General features: G+C 67.5%; 16 protein-coding genes and 1 pseudogene. 5 read left to right on the plus strand and 12 right to left on the minus strand.

The features are described from left to right. Positions 1-51 precede the first annotated feature (51 nt). The 7 genes from ACX27O_RS26690 to ACX27O_RS26720 are packed head-to-tail and all read right to left on the minus strand — an operon-like array spanning position 52 to position 7293. On the minus strand, positions 52-873 hold the full coding sequence (locus ACX27O_RS26690) for an aldo/keto reductase (RefSeq protein WP_210858142.1): 822 nt from the start codon (positions 871-873) through the stop codon (positions 52-54). 27 nt (positions 874-900) lie between these two features. Then, positions 901-1689, minus strand: a complete 789-nt coding sequence (locus tag ACX27O_RS26695; RefSeq protein WP_210858143.1) for a class I SAM-dependent methyltransferase — start codon at positions 1687-1689, stop codon at positions 901-903. A 55-nt stretch (positions 1690-1744) separates the two neighbouring features. Further along, positions 1745-2971, minus strand: coding sequence for an SGNH/GDSL hydrolase family protein (locus ACX27O_RS26700; RefSeq protein WP_156057293.1), 1227 nt, complete (start codon positions 2969-2971; stop codon positions 1745-1747). Between the two features lie 20 nt (positions 2972-2991). Beyond that, positions 2992-3507: an adenylyl-sulfate kinase gene (locus tag ACX27O_RS26705; protein ID WP_030328582.1), complete on the minus strand. Its 516-nt coding sequence runs from the start codon at positions 3505-3507 to the stop codon at positions 2992-2994. Further along, positions 3492-4268: a phosphocholine cytidylyltransferase family protein gene (locus tag ACX27O_RS26710; RefSeq protein ID WP_210858144.1), complete on the minus strand. Its 777-nt coding sequence runs from the start codon at positions 4266-4268 to the stop codon at positions 3492-3494. The genes ACX27O_RS26705 and ACX27O_RS26710 overlap by 16 nt, the downstream gene beginning before the upstream one ends. Then, on the minus strand, positions 4265-4873 hold the full coding sequence (locus tag ACX27O_RS26715) for a gamma-glutamyl-gamma-aminobutyrate hydrolase family protein (protein ID WP_210858145.1): 609 nt from the start codon (positions 4871-4873) through the stop codon (positions 4265-4267). Before ACX27O_RS26715 ends, ACX27O_RS26710 begins: the two co-directional genes overlap by 4 nt. Beyond that, positions 4870-7293 (minus strand): PEP/pyruvate-binding domain-containing protein, encoded by a 2424-nt coding sequence (locus ACX27O_RS26720; protein ID WP_209444483.1) that lies wholly within the window; start codon positions 7291-7293, stop codon positions 4870-4872. Before ACX27O_RS26720 ends, ACX27O_RS26715 begins: the two co-directional genes overlap by 4 nt. A gap of 724 nt (positions 7294-8017) precedes the next feature. Here ACX27O_RS26720 and ACX27O_RS26725 point away from each other — a divergent pair. Beyond that, entirely contained in the window at positions 8018-8458 is a 441-nt protein-coding gene (locus ACX27O_RS26725) for a tetratricopeptide repeat protein (protein WP_210858146.1), read from the plus strand. Positions 8459-8675: 217 nt separating this feature from the next. Here the strand turns inward: ACX27O_RS26725 and ACX27O_RS26730 are convergent, their stop codons facing one another. After that, complete coding sequence (locus tag ACX27O_RS26730) at positions 8676-8990, minus strand: hypothetical protein (protein ID WP_458940261.1); 315 nt, start codon at positions 8988-8990, stop codon at positions 8676-8678. Between the two features lie 678 nt (positions 8991-9668). On the opposite strand from ACX27O_RS26730, the gene ACX27O_RS26735 reads away from it, so the two are divergent. The 4 genes from ACX27O_RS26735 (at position 9669) to ACX27O_RS26750 (ending at position 20748) form a co-directional block, all read left to right on the plus strand. Then, the gene (locus ACX27O_RS26735; RefSeq protein ID WP_458940262.1) at positions 9669-12590 is read left to right on the plus strand and encodes a LamG-like jellyroll fold domain-containing protein; all 2922 of its coding nucleotides are present in this window, start codon (positions 9669-9671) and stop codon (positions 12588-12590) included. Between the two features lie 131 nt (positions 12591-12721). Further along, positions 12722-13387, plus strand: coding sequence for a LamG domain-containing protein (locus ACX27O_RS26740; RefSeq protein WP_458940324.1), 666 nt, complete (start codon positions 12722-12724; stop codon positions 13385-13387). An 81-nt stretch (positions 13388-13468) separates the two neighbouring features. Continuing rightward, positions 13469-20353: an RHS repeat-associated core domain-containing protein gene (locus tag ACX27O_RS26745; protein ID WP_458940263.1), complete on the plus strand. Its 6885-nt coding sequence runs from the start codon at positions 13469-13471 to the stop codon at positions 20351-20353. Between the two features lie 137 nt (positions 20354-20490). Further along, positions 20491-20748 carry a hypothetical protein gene (locus tag ACX27O_RS26750; RefSeq protein WP_387217674.1) on the plus strand — a complete coding sequence of 86 codons (258 nt, stop codon included), beginning with the start codon at positions 20491-20493 and terminating at the stop codon, positions 20746-20748. Between the two features lie 274 nt (positions 20749-21022). Here ACX27O_RS26750 and ACX27O_RS26755 read toward each other — a convergent pair whose 3' ends face one another. The 4 genes and pseudogenes from ACX27O_RS26755 to ACX27O_RS26770 form a co-directional block, all read right to left on the minus strand. Next, a complete protein-coding gene (locus ACX27O_RS26755; RefSeq protein WP_210857520.1) occupies positions 21023-22330 on the minus strand; it encodes a restriction endonuclease in 1308 nt (435 codons plus the stop codon). Positions 22331-22561: 231 nt separating this feature from the next. After that, positions 22562-24020 (minus strand): annotated as a pseudogene (locus ACX27O_RS26760) (NF041680 family putative transposase). Positions 24021-25138: 1118 nt separating this feature from the next. Continuing rightward, positions 25139-26038: a hydroxymethylglutaryl-CoA lyase gene (locus ACX27O_RS26765; protein WP_458940264.1), complete on the minus strand. Its 900-nt coding sequence runs from the start codon at positions 26036-26038 to the stop codon at positions 25139-25141. Then, positions 26035-26652, minus strand: a complete 618-nt coding sequence (locus tag ACX27O_RS26770) for an isochorismatase family protein (RefSeq protein WP_210857522.1) — start codon at positions 26650-26652, stop codon at positions 26035-26037. The genes ACX27O_RS26765 and ACX27O_RS26770 overlap by 4 nt, the downstream gene beginning before the upstream one ends. Positions 26653-26658 lie beyond the last annotated feature (6 nt).

Raw genomic sequence — 26658 nt, forward strand, 5'->3', positions numbered from 1 at the left:
ACGGACGTCGTACGCACCGGCTCAGCCGGGCGGACGACCCCGGCTGAGGCATCATCGGGTCCAGTCGGGGGCGAACTCGGGATCGCTCAACCGCACTGAGCGCCGCTGGGCCAACTCACCGATCGCCTTCATGTCGTCGTCAGCGAGCACGAAGTCGAATACCTTGAGGTTCGCGACCAGATGGGGTACTGCGGTCGAACGGGGAATCGCTGCGACACGCGGCTGCTGTACCAGCCAGCGGAGGGCGATCTGCGCCGGGCTGCGGCCGTACCGATCGGCCAGCGACCGCATCAGCGGCGCACGAGCAACGGCGCCCTGCGCGAGCGGCGAGTACGCCGTCAGGCAAAGGTCCAGCTCGTTCGCCCTGTCGAGTAGTTCCTCCTGGGCGAGCAACGGGTGGTACTCGACCTGATCGCAGAAGACCGGGGCGTGCCGGGCAGCCTCCAGCAGCAGCCCGGAGGGGAAGTTGCTGACGCCCACCTGACGGGCCTTGCCGGCCTCCCGCACCCGGCGCAGGGCGGTCATCGTCTCGGCCAGCGGCACGTGCGGCGCGGGCCAGTGCAGCAGGAGGAGGTCGACGTATTCGGTGTCCAGCCGCCGTAGGCTGGCGTCGGCGGAGGCGTACACCCGGTCGGCCGCCGCATCCGTCCACCACACCTTGGTGGTGATGAACAGCTCGTCGCGAGGGACGCCACTGGCCCGCACGGCGCGGCCCACCTCGCCCTCGTTGCCGTAGAACGCCGCCGTGTCCAGATGGCGGTAACCCAGGGACAGGGCCGCCGAGACGGTGGCGAAGCAGGCGTCACCGCGTAGTTCGCCGGTACCCAGGCCGAGACGGGGAATCCGCTCGTCCCCGCGAACGGTAACGTCCATGAGATCCTCCTCCCCTCGCACGGAGGCTCAGTCCCGGCGGCGGACGGCCCAGGCCTTCGTCAGGTAGGTGACGTCGACCGTGTCGCGGTCGGCCAGCCGCTGCTCGGCGTAGCGCAGGAACGCGGCGAACTTCTCCTCACCGAGCTGTGCGCGCACGTCGTTGACGGCTCGCCACGCCCCGAGGTGCTGCTCCACCGGCTGCACATCGACATGCCGGCCTTCGAGGTAGAGGATGTCGTCGAAGCCGGGATGCCCGGCCAGGCGCTCGGTCAGCGTCTCGGTGAAGCTGCCCTTGCCGAAGGCGGTCTTGCGCATCCCCGGCTCCAGGCGCGTCAGCTCCTCCTCGATGTCGGCGAGCAGCGGGTTGGCGTCCAGCTTCCGGGTGTTCCACAGCGCCACGAACCATCCGCCCGGGCGCAGCACCCGGCGGAACTCCTCGGTGCCCTTGTCGAAGTCGACCCAGTGGAAGGAGGAGGCCATCGTCACCAGGTCCGCTGACCCGCTGTCCAGGCCGGTCGCCTCGCCGCTGCCGACCCGCCAGGTGATGCCGGTGCCCTCCGAGTCTCGCTGGCCCACCCCGCGCATGTCGTCGTTGGGCTCCACCGCGATGACCGAGCGGAATGCGGCCTCGGCGAGCATCCTGCTCCAGATGCCGGTACCCGCGCCGACGTCCACGGCGTCCAGTTCCCCCGGGTCACGGCCGAGAAGGCCGAGGATCGCCGCGCGGACGGCGGGAGAATACCCGGATCGGTAGGCCGAGTAGTTCTCAGCCAGGCCGGTGAAGTCACCGAGCCGCATCGCCTGTGTGTCGGTCATGGTTGTCGTCCTCTCTGTCGGCCGGCGCGTCACCAGCGCCGGTCAGTCGGATGATTCAGCGGATGGTCTGCGGTAGGGCCGGCCCGGCGCCGGCCTCGGTCAGAAGCCCGCCGATGACTGGGCTCAGCGCTTCGGCGACCAGCGCATTGCCGCGCCGGCTGCAGTGAGGTCCGAGCCGGCCGTGTACGAACAGGCCGTCTCGATCCGGATCCCGGCGGAATCGCTCGGTGAGGTCCACCACCCGCAACGTCGGCGACACCTCGGCAAGGAACCCATGGTGCGCGCTGCCGCCGTCGCGCCTCTCCAGGTCGGCCAGTTGCGGTATGACGAGCAAGACCGGGTGCTTGCCCGCGGCACGGCACACGGCCGCGAAACGCTCCACCAGGGCCCGCATCAGTCCTCGCGCGTCCGGGTCGGCGTACAGCCGTGCCGTCCAGCGGGCGTTGTCGCGCAGGACCACGCGGAACGCCGCGCGGATCGCGGGCTCACGGCCGCCGTCGCCGCGGATCAGCCCACCGGCGAGGTGGGCCAGCACGGGAAGGTGGCGGCGCGCCCGGCGCACGAGCTTGGGCAGGTACGGGAATCGCAAGATGTCGGGGCGGAACTTGCCGGCGTGGAAGGGGTCCAGACGGGTGATCTCCGTCAGCCGCTCCTGGTAGGTCAGGTACTCCTCCGGGCGCCGGACCGCGCTCGGATGCAGCCGCAGCCCCTCCGGGCCGAGCGTGAACCGCGGTTTGAAAGCCAGCACATTGCCGTACTCGAAGTAGTGCTTCCAGTAGGAGTGCACCCGCGCGACGGTCTCCGGGACCACCCCCATGACGATCACCTGGGCCTCGAGATCCGGCAGCTCCCGCTCCAGGCGCAGCAGAGCCTGGTCCAAACCGTAGTTACCCACGCCGTAGTTGACCGCGTTGACACCCAGCAGCCGGGACAGCTGATGGGGCCAGGTCTCGTCGTCCCCGACCAGCCGGCAGAAGGTGAATGAGTCACCGAAGCAGGCGACCGTTGCCGGCTCCGACTCGAAACCGGGATTGCGCCGGCGGGCACGCTCGTCCATGGCATAGCCGACACGGCCGCTGTCGGTGGTCTCCGTACCCTGCTCTCCAGGGCGCCGGCACCAGCCGAGCTCCGGGTCGAACGAGCGGGCGACGTGCCGTTGCACCAGCGCGGCCGGTATCGCCGGGGTTTCGTCCCCGGGCATGAGCAGCCAGGGGAAGCCGGGCTTGAGCCGCCGCACGAGCCGGGCGGCGCCGTACTCCACTGCCGCGTAGCCGCCGAGCACGGCGATCAGATGCCGGGCCCTCATCGCGCCACCGGGACGGGCAGGGCTGCGACGATCCGCTCGACCAGGTCGTCCGGTGTCCCGTCGCGTCCCGAACTGTCCAGCACCAGGTCGGGGGCGGCAGGTTCGGGGAAGGGGATGTCGACGCCGACCACGTCGCTGGTCTCGCCGTCGATTGCGGAGCGGTACAGACCTTTGGTGTCGCGGGCGACGACGACCTCCATCGGCACGTCCAGGAACACCTCGAAGTAGTGGGAGAGATGCCGCCGGTTCCACTGCTGCCAGTGCGGGAAGATGGACAGGACCGCTGCGACCACGTGGATGTTCTGCCGGTCGAGCATCAGGCACAGCTTGCTCAGCCGCTCGGCGTTGACCTCCCGGCCGGCGACGTCGTGGCTCACGCCGCCCCAGACCTCGCGCAGCAGGTCGCCGTCGAGGTAGACGAGGTTCGGCAGCTCTGCCCGCAACCGGGCGGCGAGGCGGGTGCCGATGGTGGTCTTGCCCGCCCCGGAGAGACCTATCAGCCAGATGACCATGTATGTGTCTCCCGTTCTTGGTGGAAAACGAGCCGGCCCTGCGCGACCAGGTCCTCGCAGACCGCCAGGTCCGTCGTGCTGTCGACCTCGCCCCAGGCGCCCTGGCAAGGCACCGTCTCGATCCGGTGTCCGGCCTTCAGGAGCCGTTGCAGCAGACTTGTCATGTCCAGCGCGTCGACCTCTGCCGGCGGCATCGTGTCCAACACGGCTCGTACGCCGGTCCAGGCGGACGGAGTGAACCGCAGCAGTCCCATGTACTGGCCCTGAACCTCCGCCACGGTCGCGGGGCGCGCACCGATCTGTTCCAGCGCGCCGTCCGGTGCGAGCCGGAACGTCTCGGCGTCCACCCGCGGATCGGCGAAGCGCCGGTGCCACAGCTGCGCCCAGGCGGGGTCGTAGGCGATGGCCAGTCCGCCGGGGGCGCTGATGAGGCGCCGGACCGTCTCGGCGGTGTAGACGATGTCGGCGTACGAGACGACACACGGCGTGGTGGCCACCCAGTGCTCGGCAGCGAGCAGCGAGCGGACCATGTTGGTCTGCGCCCACCGCGGCGCGGGGATGACCGTCAGGCCCCGGTCGTTCAGCATCTCGGACCGGTATCCGGCGACGACAGCCAACTCCGCGATGCCGCCGGCGGTGAGCGCGGCCCGCTGCCAGGCGAGCAGTGGCCGGCCGGCCAGCGGAACCAGGCACTTCGGACGCTCCTCGGTGAGACCTCCCAGGCGGCTGCCGCGCCCGGCGGCCAGAATGACTCCCCTCATGGCTCTGCTCCGAAGTGGGCCCGCAAGACGCGGCGGTCCTCGCCGGCCAGCTCGATCGGAAGCCGCTCGGGATGCCACATGAGGCCGAGTACCGGCTCGGTCTCATGGCGGATGGCCTTGATGACGCCACCCGGCCCGGTCGCCCATGCCCGTAGCGGTGACCGGATCTCGGTGGCGCCCCAGTTGTGGTAGCTGTTGACGACCCGGCTGCCCCCGTCGATCCAGACCGGCTGCCGCTCGGTGACGTGGCCGGTGACCCGGTGCAGCGAGGCGCCGAAGCGGCGCAGCAGCATCTGCATCCCCCGGCAGACGCCCACAACCGGCAGGCCGCTTTCGTGCGCCACGTCGAGCAGGGCGCTCTCGGTGCGATCCCGGTCAGGGGCCTCACCACCGAGCTCCGCCAAGTCGTTGCCGCCGGTGAGCAACAGGCCGTCGACCGACGCGACACGCACCAGCCGCACGGCGCTGTCGACATCGTTGGGAACAGGCAGACCGGTCAGCCCGCAGGAACGGAGGAACGGCCACCACCGCTGATCGAGCGCGTCGCTGCGCACCCCGTGCGCCGGGTCGACGACCACACGCTGTGTGACCGCGACACACGTCATCGCAGCACCTCCACCCGGTGGTTGAGGCAATCGATCTTCAGGTAGTCGGCGGCGGCCCAGCGGTTGTACAGAACCTCACCCGCCCCGATGACGGCTGGAATGCCGAACTGGTGCGCGCGGATCGCCATGTGGGAGTTGGCGCCCCCGTAGCGGGTGACGAAACCGGCCACGCCCTCGGAAAAGATCCAGTCGTAGCCGGGGTCGCCGCTGGGCAGCATGAGAATCTTGCCCTGCAGGTCGGCCGGGTGCGCCGTGACCAGTTCCACGCGCCCGGTGGCGGACTCCTGGGTCACGTAGTTCGGCTCAGTGGCGGGCAGGTGGAACGATTTCACGTCCGCCGGGTCAGTGATCAGCGGCGGCAGCACGAGCCGGCGGGTGAGCTCGTAGCGCTGCCGTCCCTCGACGGCGCACCGGCGCAGCACCCGCGCGGGGTTCTCGGCACCGCGATACAGCCCGTCGATGCACTCCACGTCGACGTACGACATCTCCTCGGTGTCCATCCCCACGCTCTTGCCGAGCTGGGTGAAGAGCGCCAGCGCCTCACTCAGGTGGCGGGTGAACTCGAACTTCGAGTTCTCCCTCAGTTCGATGCTGGTAATGAAGAAGTTGAGCAGGCCGTACGCGTCCTGCTCCAGGCGATGTTGCCGGAGCAGGTCGTCGATCTGGCGCATGGTCTTCGGCGGCAACCGGAACGGCTCCGGCGCCTGCACGTTGACCCGGGCGTTCGGCCAGTCGAAATATCCGTCCGGCTCCTCGTCGTAGCGGGGGGAGCGGATGTCGTAGGTCCCAGGACGCAGGAAGCCGTACCGGCGCAGGAATTCGGCGCGTGTCAGCGTGGTGCGGTCGCGCAGCATCCGGTTGGTCACCGTGTCGAGGGAGGCCATCAACCGGGCCACGTCCTCCTCGGTCAGCACGTCGATCTCGACCAGCGAGCCCAGGATCTCGGTGGCGATGAAGCCCAGTCGGGCGAAGCCGGCGAACGCCAGGGTGCCGAAGCGACGACAGTCCTCGAGCAGCCAGTAGATCTGAGTGGGCAGGTCCAGATCGGATTGGCGCACCTCGCCCAGTTTGGCGCGCAGCGAGGTGATGCTCGCGAGGTCCTCGCGGCGGGCCGGATGCTCGGGGTCCATGAGCCGGTTGGTCAGGGTGCGCAGCGAACTGACGATGTCGTCGCGTTCCTGAACGCTGAACAGGTGCTCGACCTGATTGGCGAGCCGCTCCTGCAGGGTGAAGGAGTAGCACGAGAACACCACGTCGAACTCGACCTTGTCGTGCAGCTCCGGGTTCGCGACGAGCCGGTCGATGTAGTGGTCGACCAGTCGCTCGGCGAGGTCGTCGTCGATGGATGCGGGAACGAGCGAGTTGCAGCTCTCCCGGACCCCGACGTACGGCAAACCGAAGAAGTCCACCATCAGGGGGAAGCCTCGTACGTCTCGATAGCCGTACCGGGCTCGCTGATCGGCCCAGAGGCCGTCGGTGATGAGGCGGCGGTACAGCGACAGGGCGAGTGGCCGGGGCCGGGTGCCCACGATCTCCGCGGGGTTCCAGTCCGGCATCACACCGAAGACCGTGCGCCGACCGCACAGGTGCGGATGCGGCTGACCCGCCGTCCGGAGCTTGGACGCGATGGCGCTCAGCGCCTGTTCGTGCTCGTCGTTGTCGAGAAGCGTCTCCACCACCATCGGGCGGACCTGGAGCAGGTACAGCTCACCGGTGACGTCGAACGCGAACTCGATGTCGAGGTTGTTGCGTTCGAGCAATTCCTCCAGCTCACGTGAGAGCTCCATGAGCTGCTGGATCCGGGCGTCGCCCCGGCCGGTGCCGCTGGTCTTCCAGGCGTAAAGAGTGCGCAGTCGGGCACGCGCTCCACTGGTCACCGCCGCCGAGTCCCCGTTCTCCTCGTAGTTGATGACGAGGTACGGCGCGCCGGTGTTGGGATCACAGGTGAAGACGACGCCGGTCATGGTGGCGTCACGCACCATCGGTTGCACCAGCACGAGCTGTTCACCGAGATCGTCGAGCACGGGCTCCTCGATCCGACGCTGGTACGAGTCGATGACCGCGTCGACCGCCTCGCGCAACTCCTGCCGGCCGGCGACACCCGCCACGGACAGATAGCTGCCCGGCATCAGCGTGCCCGGGTCGTCCTCCTGCCGGGTGCTGCTCCGCACGATCAGCGGCTCGTTGCCCCACGGCCTGCTCAGCACGTCGTCGAGAACTTTCTCCGGGACAGTCCGCCATTCCGTGACGGAAAAGTACCGGAGGGGCAGCACGCGTGCCCTGCGAACGAGCGGGGCCAGCTGTTCCAGCGTCTCGGCCTTGGAGCCGAAAAGAGCGGTCGGCGTGCCGCGCTGCATCGCATGCCCGGCAGACGGGGAGTGACTCACCGCAGAGGTCAGGGCAGGATGATGTGATGCCATGATGCTCCTTTGCTTCCGGACGTCCGGCGGAAATCCCGTCTAGTGGTTGAGATGCGTGCGACGGCAACGCGACTGCGGCAGTCTCGGCGCTGTCCCGGGCCACCGTCCGCCTATTGGGAGATGCGCCCAGCTGCGGAAATCGTGCGCTGTCTGCGCGTCGCGGGCGATTGGCGGACACGTCAGCAGTTCAATTTCTGCAGCCCCCGTCTCGTCAACTCGGTGAACTCTTGCTGAAGCGTCTGCTACCCGCTCGATCGTCGGCCTAACACCGTCACGTTTTCGTCATCTGAAGTCGGCCCACTGTGGACACCTCACTATTTTGAGCGACCTCATTGACAACTATGGGTCTCAATGGCTATTGCGGCGCCTCGACATGGCATTCAAGATCGAATTTGTCGGCCAGGTACTACAGCTGCGGATCTTTTGGACCGGCATGACCTCTTGGTACGGCAGCCGCCGTTCGTGATCATGGTTGGAGTTCGAGGTTGAGGCGTCGGGTGTAGTGGGGTCGTCCGAAGAACTTCTCGCGGTCGAGCCGACGGAGCTGCTCGCCGCCCTTGCCTAATGGTGTGCTGCTAGATCCTCGGGTTCGTGCGCGACACTAGCCTCGTGGACAACGGCTGAAGGTGCTGTTGTCACGGCTTCTGCACCTGCGTTCGAGCGCGGCGGCGTTGGCGGCGGCCGACTGCGAAGGCGGAGGCCAGCCAGGTGTCGAGCCGTCGACGTGCTGAACCAGGCAACCCGTACCACCGACACCGACCTCATCATCCGTGCCGCTCGCATCGCCGAAAACGTCGCCCGTCACCTCAACGCCACCGGGTTGTACGCCGTAGCCCTCGACGACTTCAGCGTCCTCCGGTCGATCCGAGAACGGGCGCTGGGCGCCGACCATCCGGACACCCGCAACCAGTTGGCCCGCTGGACCGGAGAGGCTGGCGACATCCTGGCGGCCCGTGACCAGTACGCGGCACTGCTGCCCGTCCAGAAGCGCATCCTCGGCCCAGACCATCCGGCCACCCTCGCGTCGTGGCAGGGGCTCGCCCAATGGACTGGCTTGGCCGCGACTCAGCCGCTGCCCGCGATCAGTTCGCCGCGCTGCTACCGGTTCGCGAACGGGTGCTGGCACCGACCATCCCGACACCACCGACAACCCGTCGCAAACTAGTCGAGCCTCTGGACGTAACCACTAGGCCTGCCCCTCGATGGTTTCAGCTCAGGCGAGGGGATGAGGCTCGTAGGTCAGGGCCGCCAGAGCGGCAGCAACCTCCCGAAGGCTCGCGCGGGCATACGTAGTGGTGGTGTCGACCCGGCAGCAGGCCTGGCACGTTCTCGCTTCTTGCTGGGTGGCCTCTTCGGCGGACCCGAAGAGGCCACCGCCGCAGCTATGTTTGCGTGAGCTTCAGAGTTGGGCCGAGCTTCAACGGTGGTGGGGCAGTGGTTCGTGTTGCCCCTCGGACACGACCCATAGGCCCACGGTGCGCGCTGAGATCGGTTTCAGCGTGCACCGTTTGCGCTTCGCGGTAGCGAGCCAGGTGTCGAGTGGATCGGTGAGGGTCTCCTCGCGGAGGTAGACGTTGCGGGGATGGGAGACGTCGTCGGCGAGGGCGTGTTCCTGGGGGGAAGCGGCAGCGGTAGTAGGCGGCGTCGTGGTTGTACCGGCCCTGCATCCGCCGGTTGCAGGCGGCGCAGTAGATCAAGCCTCGGAAGACGTATGGGTTGCGGGCGCGGCGTTGCCGTTACGGGAGGTCCAGACTCAACCGGTGTCGTGCGAGCAGCGTCTGCGCCTGCTCGAAGGTGGCCTCATCGATGGTCGGTGAATGGGTGATCTCTCTTTGGAGACCACCCACTTGTCCCGCGGGTTCCAGCGCATCACTCCGGTGTGACTGCTTGGGCAGCTGCTTCGCAGTCACGTCCGTCCGCTGCTCGTTCTGTCGTACCTTTGTCACTCTCCGTACCTCTATCGGGATTGACCCCTGTACCTGTGTCCCATACCGTTGGCCACATCAATTCACGGGGGTGAATGATGTATCCAATGGATGTATCTTGGGCCACTGTCCGCCCGAGACGACTGCCTACTGGACGATCCAGGCCGCTGACGCGCACTGCGCCGGCCGAACGTCCGTCTCCGCGTACGGCGATTCGGGTTGTGCCCGAGCTGATCCTGTACGTGTGGATGCCCTGCATGCCGCCGATTCGCGTCGGCCGCTGACGCTCGCGCGCTGAGCGGTCGCGCACCGACCCGGGTGCCGGCCCCAGTTCCGTCGGTCACGCTGGCGGCTCACTTGCCAGGCCGCTCCCTGCGGCCATCCCGCACCTCACCATTTCCCGGTCCTCCCTAGCGACGGCCAGGCCTGGCCTGGTCGGTTGGAGCTGCCATGTCTGTCGATGTTGGTCACGCCGCCACCGACCCAGCAAAGGTGGGCGGGCTGCCCAGCCGCAGCCGACCCAACCGGTGGCGCGGATTGGGGCGGCTGCGCTGGCTCGCGGCCGCCACCGCGCTGCTGATGCCGGTGGCGGGGTTGCCGGTGCTGGCCGAACGGCCGGCCGCCGCGGCACCCGCCGCTGCCCCCTGCGTGGCGGAGGCGGCCTCTCCGGCGCAGGCACTGGGCGTGGCGAAGGACTGTGCCCGACCAGTGGTGGTCAGCTCGTCCCGCTCCGAGTACACGCAGGTCACGGCGCAACCGGACGGTCGGCTCAGATTCGAGTCTGGGGTGGTTCCGCAGTGGACCCGCCGCCCGGACGGCACCTGGGTGGACGTCGACCTCGACCTGGGCCGGGGTTTGGACGGACGGGTACGGCCGGCGGCGTCGGCGGCGGAGGTGGCGTTCTCCGGCGGCGGGACGGCTCCGCTGGCAACCCTGACCAGGGACGGGGAGACCCTCACGGTGGGCTGGCCGGCCGCGCTGCCGGCGCCGGTGCTCGCCGGCGACACCGCGACGTACCCCGAGGTGCTGCCCGGCGTCGACCTCGCGGTCCAGGCGACCCGGACCGGCTTCACCCACGTGCTGGTGGTGAAGACGGCCACGGCGGCTGCCAACCCGGCGCTGCGCCAGATCCGATTCGACCTGGGCGGCGACGCGCGGGCGGTCCGGTTGCCGGACGGGTCGTTGCGGGCCGACGTCGGTGCCACGGCTTTCGCCACGGCCACGCCGGCGACGATGTGGAACTCCGCGGGTCAGACGACGATCGCCGGCCGGGCCGGTGTGGCGTCGGCGCCCGCTGAGCGCTCCTCGGTCGACGGACCGGCGGCGACCGCGCGGACCGTACGGGTGGAAACCGCTGTCGACGCCACCGGTGACCTGCTTCTGACCCCGGACCCGGCCATGCTCGACGCAGACGCGGGCGACTTCCCGGTCTTCATCGACCCGGCCTGGTCGGTGAAGCAGAACCGCTGGGCGTACGCCACCAACAACGGCTGCTCCAACTCGGACGTCAGCGTGGCCCGGGTCGGCCTGAGTCCGGAGGGGCCCTGCCAGGGGCAGCTCTACCGGTCGTTTTTCCAGTTCCCCCTCACCGCCATGAAGGGAAAGCACATCGAGAGCGCCTACGTGCAGATGAAGCTGGACCACTCCTGGTCGTGTGACGACAGCTGGGCCTACATGTACCACGTGCCGGCGATCGACCACGCCATGCAGGCGACCTGGTCGAAGATGAAGCTCAACGCAATCATGGACGGTGCGCCGGGGCATGCGAACGAGGCGGGTGGCTGCGGTGTCATCCAACCCGACATGATCATGAACTTCCAGTCCGGCGTGGTGACCTCGAAGGTCCAGGCCGTCGCCAGCGCGGGCGGCACCGCGATCACTGTCGGCTTCGCCGCCCGGGACAGCGACGGTGACGGCGAGTCCGCCGAGGGTCGGTGGAAGAAGTTCTTCCCGAACGACGCCAAGTTGATCGTCGACTACGACTCCATCCCGGGCAAGCCGAACGGACTCCAGGTCGCCGGTGTCGCCTGCCTACCCGACGGCGTACTGCCGATAGGCACCCTGGCCCCGAAGTTTTCCGCCGTCTACCCGGACGCCGACACCACCCAGAGCCTGACCGGCACCTACGAGTGGATCGAGGTGCCTGCCGCCGGCATCGGCACCGTCACCGACGCATACCCGACCCGGCTGACCCGGCCACCGACCGCGTCCGCACCCGCGAACGGCCGGGCCACCACCGCCGCCGTGGCTGTCGTCACCGGCAAGACGTACGCGTACCGGGTGACGGCCGTCGACCCGGCGCCGTACTCGCGGTGGAGCGGCTGGTCGCCGTGGTGCCAGTTCACCGCCGACACCACAGTTCCCCCGGTCACGGCCACGCTCCAGGGATCGCCGGGCGGGCCGGGGGAACCGGTCACCTTCCGGATCGAGTCGACCGCCACCGACGCCATGTCGTTCAAGTACGGCTGGACCGGCCCGACCACGGCGGTGACCGCCACCGGCACCCCGAAGAGCGCCACCGTGACCCTGCGGCCCCCGAAGTACGGCCAGAACACGCTGTACGTCTCGGCCGTCGATGCCACCCGCAACGAGGGGTACGGCAGCGTCGAGTTCGTCGTCGACCGTCCCGCCCCGGCGATCGCCCGCTGGGGGCTGGAGACCTACCCGGGCGTCACGCAGGGTCAGGCGCTCGCCGACCAGCAGGGCGCGGTCGCCGGTGACACCCCGCTGGCCCCGACGAACGTCAGCTGGGCCGCCGACGCCCGGCTGTTCGGCGGCGGCAGCGCCGCGTTCAACGGCACCACCTCGCAGGCCGCCACCGCAGTTCCCGTGCTCGACACCACCAACTCGTTCAGCGTGGCCGCCTGGGTCAGGCCGGGAGTCCTGCCGACCACCGACATGAAGGTGCTCACCCAGGACGCCACCGACGCCGCTCGGTTCGAGTTCGGCGTACGCCGGCAGGGCACCCCGCAGGTCCCGTACTGGTCGTTCGTCATGAAGGACACCTCGGCGCAGACCAGTGCGAGCCGGGTGGCGATCGCCCCGGCCCCGATCACCGCGGCCGAGGCGGCACGCTGGACCCACCTGGCCGGTGTCTACGACAGGACCGCCGGCAAGCTGCGCCTCTACGTCAACGGCGTCCGGGTGGCCGAGCGGCGCCCTGGCCCACCAGCGGTAAGTTCGTGGTCGGTCGAGGCTTTTCCGCGGGTGTCCCGGCGAACTGGTGGACCGGAAACATCGCCGACGTGCAGGTGTTCAACCGGGTGCTGGTCGACCACGACTTCACCGGCCAACTCGCCACCGACGAATACTCCGGTGGCTTCGACGAACCCGGCATCCTCACCCCGATCGAGGTCGGACGCTGGGACATGAACGCCGCCCGGCCCTGTTACCAGGTCGGCATCCCGTCCACCTGCGAGGCGCCGGACGGGGCGACGTGGGGCCGGCGGTTGAGTCTGACCCAGGGGGCGACTGTCGATGCCGGCTACCGCGACAGCGGCCTGATGCTCGACAAGCGCCACTTCGCGGAGGACCCGGCCGACCCATATTTCGGTCTGTCCACGTTGGAGCACGGCTGGTCGCAGCGCAACCTGGCCGCCGAGGGCAGCCCGCCGCAGTGGCAGGACACCCCGGTGCTGCGTACCGACGACTCGTTCACCGTTTCGGTCTGGGTACGCCCGGACCAGTTCGAGCCCCGCACCTTCACCGCGGCCGGGCAGCGGGGCACCAAGGAGTCGGCCTTCTACCTCTCCCTGCGGGAGTACCGCCTTGCCAGCGGCGCGAGCGAGCACCGCTGGCGGTTCACCGTGGGCGGTGCGGACGACGACGTCACGCCGGTGCGCGTCCATGCCGAGGGAAACCGGCTGCTCACCGAGGACGACATCGGCACCTGGACGCACCTGGTCGGCGTCTACGACGCCCAGGCCGCTGAGATCCGGCTGTACGTCAACGGCGTCCTGGAGAACTCCAAGCCTTGCACTGGGGTGTTCCGCGCGACGGGGCCGCTGACGGTGGGGGCGGCGTTGTTCACCGGCCCCGGTGAGCAGCCCCGCCTCGTCGACTACTTCCAGGGCGGCCTGGACGACCTGCTGGTCTACCAGGGCGCCCTGACCGACACCGCGGTCTCCGAACTGCACAAGTCCCAGGCTTTGGCAGAGCTCCAGTCCTGAGCGCTGGTCAACCGCCGAGCCGTTGACCGGCTCCGGTCCCACACACCCAACCTCGTCGACCCCCTTATTCCGGAGGATCCAATGAACGGTCCGCGTCAACGAGGCTCGGGCGCCAAGCCGCCGGGTCGACCTCGTCAGGTGCTCGCCGCCATCGTCACCGCGGTGGTCGTGGGGTCGATGCTGGTGGCATCGCCGGCGGCGGCGGGCGCGCCCGCCGCCCCGGAGCGCCTGCGGTCGCAAGCCGACCCGGTGGACAAGCACGGCGGGGAGGTACGCGGGATCGCCTGGCCCACGCCGGCCCCGGCGGGCAAGCCCGCCCCGGCGCCGGTGTGGCCCAAGGCGGGCCGGGCAGCGGCCTCGCTCGGGACCGGCCGCGCGGACACGTCGGGCACACCAGGCGTACGGGTCGGTCAGCTTCCGGTCTGGGTGAACCGGGCCGGTGGCTCCACGAGTGGAAACCCGACCGACGTCACTGTCGAGATCGTCGGTCGCGACACCGTCGCATCATCGTGGCGGGACGGCGTGGTCCTGCGGGTGAGCGGTGCGCAATGGACGGCCGGACCGGCGAAGGCCACCCTGTCCGTCGACTACAACGGATTCCGCCACGCGTACGGGGGCGGCTGGGCTGACCGTCTGCGGCTGTGGCAGCTACCGCCCTGTGCCCTGACCACACCGGAGACTGCGGGCTGCCAGGCCAGTCCACTCCCTTCCCGCAACGACACCGTGACCGGTCGCGTGTCGGCCGACGTGTCCACGACCGGCGGTAGCGTGGTCGCGCTCGCGGCCGACGCCAAGGGGTCGGCGGGCGACTTCACGGCCACCTCGCTGTCAGCGTCGGCCACCTGGACCGGCGGCGGCTCCACCGGCGGGTTCTCCTGGGCGTACCCGATGCGGACCCCGCCGGGGCTGAATGGGCCCAGCCCGACGGTCTCGTTGGCCTATTCGTCGGCGAGCGTCGACGGGCGGTCGGCCGCCACGAACAACCAGCCGTCGTTCGTCGGTGAGGGCTTCGACTACTGGCCCGGCTACATCGAGCGCAGCTATGTGTCGTGCAGCGACGACAAGACCTCCGGCGCCAACAACGAGAAGAAGACCGGAGATCTCTGCTGGCGCTCCGACAACGCCACCATGACCCTGAACGGCACCGGTACGGAACTGGTGTTCCAGAACGGCAAGGGCTGGCATTCGCGCAGCGAGCAGGGCGCGAAGATCGAGAAGCTGACGAACGCCACGAACGGCGACAACAACGGCGAGCACTGGCGGGTCACCACCACCGACGGAGTCCAGTACTACTTCGGGTTGAACAGCCTGCCCGGCCAGAGCAGCGGCACCAACTCGACCTGGACCGCACCCGTGTTCGGCAACCACGACGACGAGCCCTGCCACGCCAGCCAATTCCTCGACTCGGACTGCACCCAGGCGTGGCGATGGAACCTCGACTACGTCGTCGACCCGCGCGGCAACACGATGTCGTACTGGTACGACAGGGAAAACAACAAGTACGCGCAGAACCTGACTGCGGCGTCCGACGTCTCCTACGTCCGGGGCGGGATGATCCGCCGGATCGACTACGGCACCTGGGACCGCGGCGCCAGCGACCGGTCGACCACCCCGATCGCCCAGGTCCTGTTCACCCCGGACGACAGGTGTGTCACGTCGAACTGCGGCACCCACAACGCGACGAACTGGCCGGACGTGCCATGGGACCAGGAGTGCACAGGGTCGGAGTGCGGCGACAACTTCTCCCCGACCTTCTGGACCACGAAGCGACTCGCGAAGGTCACGACCCGGGTCTGGGACACGACGAAGGCGACCCCGGCCTGGCAGGACGTCGACTCCTGGACCCTCACCCACACGTTCCCGTCACCCGGTGACGGCACCAACGCGGGGTTGTGGCTCTCCTCCATCGCGCACACCGGTCACGTCGGCACGGCCGTCACCCTGCCGCCGATCACGTTCGAGCCGACCGCGATGCCGAACCGGGTCCTCACCGACTCGAACACGACGAACAACTGGCAGCGGATCGGCAACATCGTCGCCGAGACGGGTGCCAAGATCCAGGTCACCTACAGCCTGCCGGAATGCCACAAGGACAACGTTCCGAGCGACGCACACACCAACACCAAGCTTTGCTATCCGGTCATCGGACCCGACCCCAACGGTGCCGAGGGCGCGCTGCTGACTGAGTGGTGGCACAAGTACGTGGTACGCCAGGTGTCCGAGTCGGACGTGCAGCTCGCCGGTGGACACCAGGCGCCGCCGAAGTTCACCACCTACGCGTACGGCGGCAAGCCGGCCTGGCACTACTCGGACGACGACGGTCTGATCAAGCCGAAACACAAGACCTGGAACCAGTTCCGGGGCTATTCAGAGGTCACCACCCGAGTCGGCGACACCGACGGCCGGAAGACCCTGACCGTCACCAAGTATCTGCGCGGGATGCACGGTGACCGCTCCAGTCCCACCGGTGGCACCAGACAGGTCACCGTCGGTGCCTCGCTGGGCAACGAGACCGTTCACGACGAGGACTGGTTCGCCGGCTCGGTGCGTGAGGAGACCGTCTACAACGGCGACCTCGACAAGCCGGTCAGCAGAACCGTGAACGTACCCTGGCAGTCCCCGCCGACCGCCAGTCGCACGATCAACAATGACCTGGTCACAGCCCGCTTCACCAACACCAGGCTGACCTATTCCGCGACCGCGCTCGGCGTGGACGGTGCGGCCGGCTGGCGGGTCACCCGCTCCACGTCGGCGTTCGACGACACCTACGGCACGCTGAACTGGACCCAGGACGACGGCGACGTCGACGTGGTCGGTGACGAGCAGTGTGTCACCCAGACCTACAACCGCAACCTGGGCAGAAACCAGACCGGGTTGTTGAAGCGGGTCACCACGAACGCCCTGCCCTGTGGGACGGCACCGGTCAGCGCCGACGACGTCGTGGCCGATGCCCGTTACAGCTATGACGGTGCGGCCAGCGCGGACACCGCACCGACCTACGGCTCCATCTCCCGGACCGAACAACTGCGGGACTGGACGGCCACGGCCGGCACGGTATTCCAGACGGAGGGCCAGGCTACCCACGACGCCTTCGGCCGGGCGGTCACCACGACCGACGCACGGTCGGTGACCACCGCGACCGCGTACACACCGGCCGTGGGCGGGCCGGTGACCAGGGTCAGCAAGACCATCAAGAGCGGATTCAACTGGACGAGCCACGAGGAGGTGTCGCCGTACTGGGGGACGGCCTGGAAGACCACCGACGTGAACTCGCGAGTGGCCGAGGTGACCCTTGACGGCCTGGGACGGACGACCCAGGTCTGGAAGGTGGGCTGGTCGAAGGCGGACAACCCGCAGAAGCCGTCCGCCCGCTACGTGTACACCTATTCACCGACCCGGTCCGACTACTCGTCGGTCAAGACCGAGACCCTGAATTCGGCCGGCAACTACCAGACGACGTACCAGATCTACGACGCGATGCTGCGGCCCCGGCAGACCCAGTCCTCCGGGATCGGCGGCGGTCGTCTCGTCACCGACACCATCTACGACCGCTGGGGGCGGACCGCCGCCGCGTACGGGGCGCATGCCGAGCCGGGCACGGCCTCGGGGACGCTGTGGTGGGAGCCCGAATGGTCGGTACCGGCGGTCGCCCGCACCGAGTACGACGACGCCAACCGCCCGATCGCGGAGATCTCGCTCGCCGGGGACGGTGTGACGAACCTGGTGGAGAAGTGGCGGACCAGCACGTCGTACCGGGGTGACAGCATCGCCCGCACCCCGGCCCCCGGTGAGGTCCCCACCACCAAATTCCTCGACCTCAAGGGACGCGATGTCGAGGTACGCCAGCACACCACTGCGGCGGGTGTCTCCGGCGCGTACGACGCGGTCAGGTACACGTACAACCGGAAGAACCAGCTCACGAAGATCACCGACCCGGCCGGCAACGAGTGGACCTACAAGTACGACATCAGGGGTCGACAGATCGAGTCCCGCGACCCGGACAAGGGCACCAGCCTCTCCACCTACACCCTCTACGGCGACCTGGAGAAGAGCGTCGACGCCCGTGGGGAGGTGCTCGTCTACACCTACGACGCGATGGGCCGCCGGACCGGCCAGTACGACGATGAGGTCTCACCGGGCAAGCTGCGGGCCGAGTGGAAGTACGACCAGCTCTTCACCGGCGTCACCGTACGCGGACAACTGACCCAGTCGACCCGGTACGAGCCGGCCGGCTCGACGAATGCGTACACCTGGCGGACGATCAATTTCAACACCCGTTACCAGGTGACCGGAGACCAGTACGTCATCCCGGGCACGGTGACCGGACTGGGACAGGAGTGGACCTACTCGTACGGGTTCGCCCCCACCGACGGGACGCAAGTCTCGATCACCTACCCCGCAGCCGGGGGCCTCGCCCAGGAGACGGTGAGCACCGGCTACGACGGCACGACTGGACTGCCGCAGACGCTGACCACGAACCTGCCGACGGTCGGTTCGTACGTCGTCGGGCAGCAGTACACCGTGTACGGCGAGCCCACCGTCCTGACCCGGAAAACCGCCGGTGGGACGTACGTCGAGGACAACAACGTCTACGAGACGGACACCCGCCGGATCCGACAGACGACGATCAAGCCGGAGACCTCGCCCGGCACCATCTCCGACCGCACCTACTCCTACGACGCCGCCGGCAATATCCTGCAGTTGGTCGACAAGCCGGGGGCCGGCCAGGCCGAGAGCCAGTGTTTCCGGTACGACGGGCTGCGCCGCCTGACCTCGGCCTGGACACCCCGAGCCGGCGTGGAGTGCGCCACCGATCCCTCGGTGGGGAACCTGGGCGGACCCGCCCCCTACTGGACCGACTGGACGTTCGACCGGATCGGCAACCGGCTGACCCAGACCAGCCACGGCTCGACGGGCGACACCACGAACACGTACACGGTGCCCACCAGCGGCGCGAACTCCGTACGGCCGCACGCGGTGACGTCGGTCCGGACCGAGGCCCCCGGACAGGGGCCGGTGACCAACTCGTACGGCTACAACGCCACCGGCGAGACCATCACCCGGCCGGGTGTGGCCGCCGACCAAACGTTGGCCTGGGACGCCGAGGGTCGACTGACCAGCGTCACCGAAAGCGGCGCCACCCTGGCCAGTCACGTCTACAACGCCGACGGCGAGCGGATCCTCCGGCGGGACGCCACTGGCACCACCCTCTACCTGCCCGGAATGGAAATCCGGCGAGACCTCGGCGCCGCGCAGAACACCGCCACCCGGTACTACTCCTTCGCCGGCAAGTCGATCGCCAGCCGTTCGAGCGGCGGTGGACTGCAGTGGCTGTTCAGCGACCACCAGGGCACCCAACAGATCAGCGTGAACGCGGCGACCCAGGCGGTCACGATCCGCCGCCAGACCCCGTACGGTGCACCGCGCGGGGACCAGGCGGCCTGGCCCAACGGCAAGGGCTTCGTCGGTGGCGACATCGACTCGACCGGGCTCACCCACATCGGGGCACGGGAGTACGACCCGACGCTCGGCAGGTTCGTGTCGGTCGACCCGTTGATGGACCAGAGTCAACCGCAGCAGTGGCACGGCTACGCGTACGCCGGCAACTCGCCGATCACCTTCAGCGACCCGACCGGGCTGATCCAGGATGACGTCTGGGCTGGTCGGGCAAGTCCGGACGAGGTGAAGCGGAACGACGGAGGCTCGGGTTCCGGCGGTGGCGGCGGCGGTGGTGGCGGTGGCTCGAAAGCTGGCCAACCGGATCGTGATGAGGAAGTCAAGAAGCGGCGGAAAGCCTACATCAATTTCACGATTAACTACATGGGTGACTGCGACACGTACGGCCTCTCCCGCGGCTGGCGCCATTTCAGGTGCCACATAACCGACTTCACTCCGGCTGAACTCCAGTCGTCGCTGGCCGCCTTCATGTGTGAGGTCGAGGGTGACTGCGCTATGCGGGACGCCCGGGCCAAGGAATCGAAGCTCAAGTTCTACGAGTGGATGAGCTGGATTCCTGGCATCGGGATTCCGTACTCCATTGCGCTCGCCAAGGAGAAGCTTGACAACGGCGACTACGTTGGGCTGGTTCTCGATCTCGCCGGAGCAATTCCGGTGGGCAAGGCCGGAAAGGTTGTCGGCGAAGGCGCCGATCTTCTTTCCGGTGCCTCGAAGGTAGCCGATGACGTGGTCGAGGCATGCAAGATTGGCAACAGCTTCAGTCGGGACACGCCGGTACTCATGGCGGATGGTACGACGGAGGAGATCGGGGACGTCAAGGTCGGCGACCTGGTGCAGGCGACCGACCCCCACACCGGTGTGACTGCAGCCAAATCGGTGACTCGCCTGCACCTGAATCGCGACTCGCAGCTCACGACGCTCGTCGTGCTGCTGCCCACCGGCGCGAAGGCTCATGTCGAGACCACGTGGGAGCACCCGATCTGGTCCGTCTCCCGTGGTGTCTGGGTCGATGCTGCAGAGCTTGTGCCAGGAGAGAGGCTGCGCTCAAGCGCTGCCGGCGAGGTCCGAATCGCGAGCGTCCGTAACTACACTGGCGCCCAGTACATGTACAACCTCACCATTTCCGACACCCACACGTACTATGTGCTCGCCGGCAACACCCCGGTCCTCGTCCACAACACGGGTCCCTGTGGGCCGGGTACGGCTTTGCGTCCCGTAGGCTCCGCCTTGGAGTCTGTGAACGACATCATGGCTAATCCGCAGCTTTTGAAAGGAAAGACGCCAGCTCAGGTTGAAGCTGTTATCGGTTCTACGCCTGGATGGAGGGTTGAAACCCTAGGTAAAGGCAGTAGGGCGGGCCAGGGTTGGGTTTTCCGGCGTTACAATGCTCGCGGGAACCCTACTGGTGAGCAATTGCGCTGGCATCCCGGGGGAGGGCATCATGGACCTGACCCCTACTGGCGAGTCAAGGGTCCAAATGGGGATCTTGGAGGGGTGATCTATCAATGATAGTCCCGCCGGCAGGTGATTCTGGGCGTCTCCTTCACTGCCTCCTGGAAGTGCTTGCGCGCCTCTCGTGGCCTGCGGATCGTCAGCGAGCATATCTTGCCGAACTCGGTGTGGCGCCTTCGACTGACGAGCTCGCTTTGGAGTTTGACGATGCGCTGAAACCACTTCTTTCCTTATATGGCAAAGTCGGCATTGATGAGGAATCTGGGAAGATGCTCGCAGCGATAGATACCGCCTTTGCGGAAATGGAGTCGAATTCTGACGAACTCGATTCTGCCTGGGGGTGGGATTCCTTGGATGGCGATTCGCGCTGGACTGCGATTAGGCGCATTGCCGCCACGGTAAGTGCTCGGCTCCAGAATGGCGTGTCCGGCGTGGTGGGCGACGTGACATAAGGGCATCAACGCCAAAGTGACGCGCTGGCAATGGTGCGATATATGGGCGGCGACCATGCAACCGTCGTTACGCAGCGTAGTGGCCTGCTGTTCAGGGGTGTCGGCGGCAGCTTACGTTGCCGTCACGGTTGCCGTCACGGTTGCCGTCACGTCGTGAGATAACGTGCGATGCCAGTGAGATCCTATGTGGAGCGGGTCGGCCTGTGTGTGGGGTTGGCACTCTCGCTTAGCCGAAATACTTAATCGCTGGCTCCGGTCATCTCGCCGCGCCTGTTTATCGCCTTTCGTGAGATCTGCGTCGGCCTGGAATCCTTCCCATGTCCATGAGAAGGCCCACGGCCATGAGCTCGCCGATTCCGAATGGCGCTTTAGGTCGACGGCTGATTCCCGTTCTGCACAAGGCCCACTCCTTTGCCTTCCGCAGGAAGACCAAGCCCTCGACAATCGAGATTAGGGCCCCTAGGCCGCCCTTTTCCAGGTAGCCGGCGAATAGGCCGGGAGGTAGGTCGTCATCCCTGCCAGCCGCGACTGGTTCTGTCAAGATCTCGCCCCACCCGGGCCATGCTTCCCCCCGCCATCGGGCCGCCATCGCGCACGTAAGGCGTCGAAAATCCCGACGCAGAGTAACGGTGAAGCCCAAGAAATAAAGAAGCCACATCGCTGCGAGGAGTAGCAGGGAAGGAGCGAGCTTAACACCGGGGCTCGTCAGAATGAACGCGGCCATGATGGGAATCGTGACCATGCCAAATATGAAAATTGAACCAAGGGCAGCTTTGAATTTCACGGACAAAGGATCACGATTTGACCGGGGCATGCGGAAGGGTGCCTTGTAGAGAGCGCGCAGCGCAGTGAAGTTTGCCGCTCGAAGATTACCGTCGCCGTCCAGTTCAAATAGCGCTACCCGATGGGACGGATCTGAAGCCCACTCCTCGGCCTTCTTTGTATAACCGCTGCGGGCGAAAAAGAAGGCTTGCTGTCCAGGCTTCGTTAGCCCAGCCAATCGCTGCACCTCACTGATTCCCACACGCTTGGTGTGCCACAGTTTGACCTGTGCAACTGCGCCCCGCGCGGCTACGTCGATCCCGTTATCCGGGCCCACTGGCGTAACCTCAGCATCCGGGTAGCCGAATCGTCGAAGCCAGGCCGCCGCCATTTTCTCGGCATCGCGGTAATCGGTCAGTGCTACCTCATCCTTGCCTTCAGCTGGCGGCACATGTGTCTTGAGGATGCGCGGCAGTACCACCTCATCCTCGAATCGTTGGTCGATCGGTATGAACATGCAGATTGCGAGGGCGGCGACTTGAGCTATGCTGCATAGCCCTAGGAGCGTTCCCACTATCGCCTGGCCGTGCTCCATATATCCGAAGAAAAGAACCGCTGCTGCCCCAAGTGCCGACACCCAGGCCACGGCCCAGCCCTTAACCTCTGTGTCGCCATCGAGCCTTACCCCTGCCGCGAATCGTGCTACCGATAACGGAAATAGCGGCAATAGGATCACGAAAAAGACCCTGTCCGGCAGTAGGGCCGCCTCTGCGATCCCCGGAAAATTGTAGGAACCAATCACTACAACCACAGTGAACACTAACGAGGCCGCGGCTCCGAGCTGGCGCCTAGCGCGATGAGCTTTCGCGTACGACTGCGACCAGTCGCGCCGAGCTTCATAAATCGATCTTCCTGTGACGTCGGAATCCGGCCGCAGGGCGGGCGGCTCAGGCCGAGCCGGGTTCATCATGCCTCCATCATGGACCAGGGGTATGACAGGGAGATGCCCCGGCTCTGGATGTCTTCGGGTGATTGATGTCCAACTTGATTTTTAACCTGTTCGGCGTGGACGGGGATTCGCCGTCTTCGTTTTCTTGGTGTCCGGTTTGCTGGTCGTCTTGGTCGTCGCGATGTGGACGTCGTGACGCGGGGTGGGCTGGGTGTTGCGGCGACCGGGTGGTCGTCCGGGTCCTGGCTGGGAGGGTTTCGGTGCGCCGGCGGGGCAGGTGGTCTTCGTGCGGAGGTGTCGAAACCCTCGGCGGACGCGGGCGGGTGACAGGCGCTGGGATGGGGTGGGTTTCTCCCAGGGGCGGCGCAGGTCGGCGGACGCGGTGCGGGCCAGGCGGAGTGTGTGGGCGGCGAGGATCAGCCACGTCCAGAGGTCGGCTGCCTGTGGGGTGCGGATTTTCGGGCAGGTCCAGCCGAGGGTCTGTTTGAACAGGCGGAATGTGTGTTCGATGTCGAAGCGGCGCAGGAAGGTTTGCCAGAGCCGGTCGACGTCAGCGGCAGTGAGGGCGACGCCGGACCACCATAGGCACACCGGTTTCGGGGTCGCACCGCTGGGCAGGTGGCCGACCTCGAGGCGGATGACGGTTCCCTCGATGATCGGCAGTGTCTTCGCCGTGTTGGTTCAGGCGTTGCGGTGGGTCAGCCGGGGATGCAGCCGGTTCCAGGCTCGGGCCCATGCGGTGCCGTAGAGGCGGGTGTCGGTGATTGTGGCTGCGTCGGGTTCGCCCCAGGTGGCGGGATCGCCGAAGATGAACTCGCCGCCGTGGCGAGGCGGGCGGCCGTTCGTTCCCGGCAGGCGGGGCGGCGCGGCCCGGCGTAGTACCCGGTCCGAGCGCATCCGGGCGAGGACCTGCATGGGCAGATCGGCCAGGAGGAACGCCAGGCGGGGCGCGTCGTAGCCGGCGTCGGCCACGACCAGGACGTCTGGGTCACCTGCCTGCCACTGCCCGGCCGCGACCAGCCGGCCCACGATGGCGCGCACCTGCCCGGCGGTAATCGCCGCCGCGTCAGCACCGGGCGCCAGCCGCACCGCGTCCAGCGGCGCGGTCCACGAACTGCGGCCCGCCTCCAGGGCCACGACCATCGAGTACGGCCAACCCGGCATGATCGTCTGGTCCTTGCCACGCCCGTAGGTGTGGCACAGGATCCGCTGCGGCGAGGTGTGGGCGTCCGGCCTCAGCCAGCAGGTGATACCCACTGCCAGCACGAGACGCCCGTCGGCCCGCCCGAGGCAGCGGCAACCCGGCGAGAGCGGTCCGCAGCCGATCGATGTCCAGCCGTCCGCAGGCAAGGGCGTCGTACAACGCGCCGTGACCGCGGCGGTGCTCACCCACCAGCGACAACTCCACCAACGACCGGACCGGCCCATCGGCGCACAACACCGCGTCGGTCAGGTCGAACAACGCGTCAGCCCGAGAAGTCATGCAGTCGTAGAACACTCGCCGGAACCTGTCCAGGTCCCCGACGGCATCAGCCACACCACGGTCATGCACACTGGTCAGCAGAACAGCCCTTGGTCGATGCTCTTCCCTAGACAAGAAGGTCATCGACCAAGGGCTGTTTCCGTGGCCAGCTAGGGTCCCCAGAGGACCCACAGAGGTTAAAGATCAAGCTAAGGGATGTCTCGCAACTGGGTGAAGACGTTGCCCAGCACCAAGCCAGCGTTCAGCCGGTGAGGATGATGTTGCGGAGGTCGGCGATGCCGGGACCGACATCGGTCAATGTTCGGCCGGCGTAGCGGTAGTCACACGGGATCTCGAAGCACTTCATCCTGGCCTGAACGTCTTCGACTCCTGCCCGGACCATACGTGTTCGACGTTGAGGTCTTGCTTCCAGGCTGGTAGAGCGCTGCCGTCGGTGGGTTTGCGGTACGGGATGATCACCTCGGAGTTACCGCGGTAGCCGTCGTCTGCCATCACTGGCCCGAGCTGCTCATCACCGGTCGCGCACCCGGTGATCGATTCTCCCACGGCCTGGCCTCGGTTCGGAGCTGATCCAACGTGCCTGGGCAGTACATCTGCTAGCCCTGACGCGGTTCCATGAGCCCCATACCGCAGCAGTATCCACGGTCGGAAGGGCGCGGCTCTGTCGAGGACTACGGGGCTGTAGACGTCGATTCGGAGCCCACTCCCAGCTACTGGTCGATCGTGACGCGGCTCATTCCCGCCGCGTGAAGGGCGACCGCCCGGCGGCAGTCAGCACGCATATCGTAAAGCGGGCGCGACACGGTGGCAGGCCAGCGGGGCAATCAGACCTGGCAAAGGCCTGTTTGCGGCCCCCGTTTACCCCCCGAAAACCCCGCCCAGTCGTTGACGAAGGGTGACAAGGAGCGATGAACGCCTGGCGGTGTCTTGGCAGCTCAGCGACCACTTTCGGCAAGCAATGACAAGCTTGATCCGGTTACTATCGGTAACAAGGGGTCGTCGGTTCGAATCCGGCCGTCCCGACAGACAAAAAGCCCTGACCAGCGGAAACGCTGGTCAGGGTTTTAAGTTTGTCTATGGGGTGTTGAACCGCCCCCGAAAACCTCCCATTTACCGGGGTCGGTAACCAGGTTCGTCATCCCTGCGCGGCGAAGATCGCGTCGCGCTACGCCATGGGCACCGCGTTCGGGCCAGGCTCAGGCGGGAAAACCACCGGCCCGGAGCAGAGCGCCTGGAAGCCGATTGCCCAGTCTTCCCTCCAACCAAGAGACGGTCGAGGTGAGTTCCTTCAGGTCCAGGCCGGTGGGCAGCCCCATCCGGTCGAAGAGGTAGACGAGATCCTCGGTGGCGACGTTTCCGGTCGCCGCCGGTGCGAACGGGCAACCGCCTGTTCCGCCGATGCTGGCGTCGAGGGTGGTGACGCCCGCCTGGACTGCCGCGACCGCGTTGGCCACGCCGGTGTGCCGGGTGTCGTGCAGGTGCAGCCGCAGCGGTGTGCGGGACTGCGTGATCTCCCGGGCGAGCGTCAGCCGTTCGGTGACGTCGGAGGGTACGGCCACTCCGATGGTGTCGGCGAGGGCCAGCTCGTCCGGACCCGCGTCCCGCACCCGGGTGAGCACCTCCCGCAGCCGGCCCAGCGGGACCTCGCCCTCGAACGGGCATCCGAACGAGGCGCCGATGGTCACCGTCGCGAACACCCCCGCCTCGCGCGCCGCCCGCACCAATGCCGCCGCCGTGTCACAGGCCTGGGCCGTGGTCATGCCCTGGTTGCGGCCACAGAAGGTGTCCGTGGCCACGACGACGACGTTGATCTCGTCGACGCCTGCGGTCAGGGCCCGGTCCAGGCCGCGGCGGTTCATCACCAGGCCCGCGTACCGGACGCCGTCGTGGCGGGGGAGCGCGGCCATCAGCTCGTCCGCGTCGGCCATCTGGGGTACGCGGGCGGGGTTGACGAAGCTGGTCACCTCCACTCGCCGGGCTCCCGCCCGTACCGCCCGCTCGATCAGCTCGATCTTGTCGGCGGTGCTGAGCAGAGTCGCCTCGTTCTGCAGGCCGTCGCGGGGCGAGACTTCGACGATGTCGACCATGACCGTCATCGCTCCTCCGACAGGTACGCGACGGCCCTGGCCTCGCTGACCACCTCGGCGTACTTGGCTTGCAGGTCGAACAGGCTCGCCTCGTGCGGGCCGGGTGCGCGGTCGGCCACCGCGTCGCGGACCACCAGTGGGACGAGACCGTGCTGGATCGCGTCCACCGCAGTGGCGCGGACACAACCGCTCGTGCTCACGCCGACCAGCACGACGGTGTCGATGCGTTGCGCGCGCAGGGTGGACGCCAACGACGTGCCGAAGAAGGCGCTGGCGTACTGCTTGACCAGCACCAGTTCATCCTCGGCGGGGGAGACCTGCGGCATCAGCTCACCCATCGCGCCACCACCGGAGAAGAGCTGCCGAAGGGCGGTGACCTTCTGGACGAAGACGCCTCCGTCGACACCGCCGGGCCCGTACGCGACGCGGGTGTGCAGCACGGGGATCCGGTGGTCGCGGGCTGCGGCGATGACCCGGCCAGCCGATTGCAGGCAGTCCGCGGACGGCAGGCACAGAGGGCTGTCCGGGTCGAAGTAGGCCCGCATCAGGTCGATGACGAGCACCGCGGGACGGGCGCCGGGCGAAAGCACACCCCCGAATCCGTCGTCGCTGCTGTCCGGCACTGGGTT

The organism is Micromonospora sp. SD19, assembly GCF_054462275.1.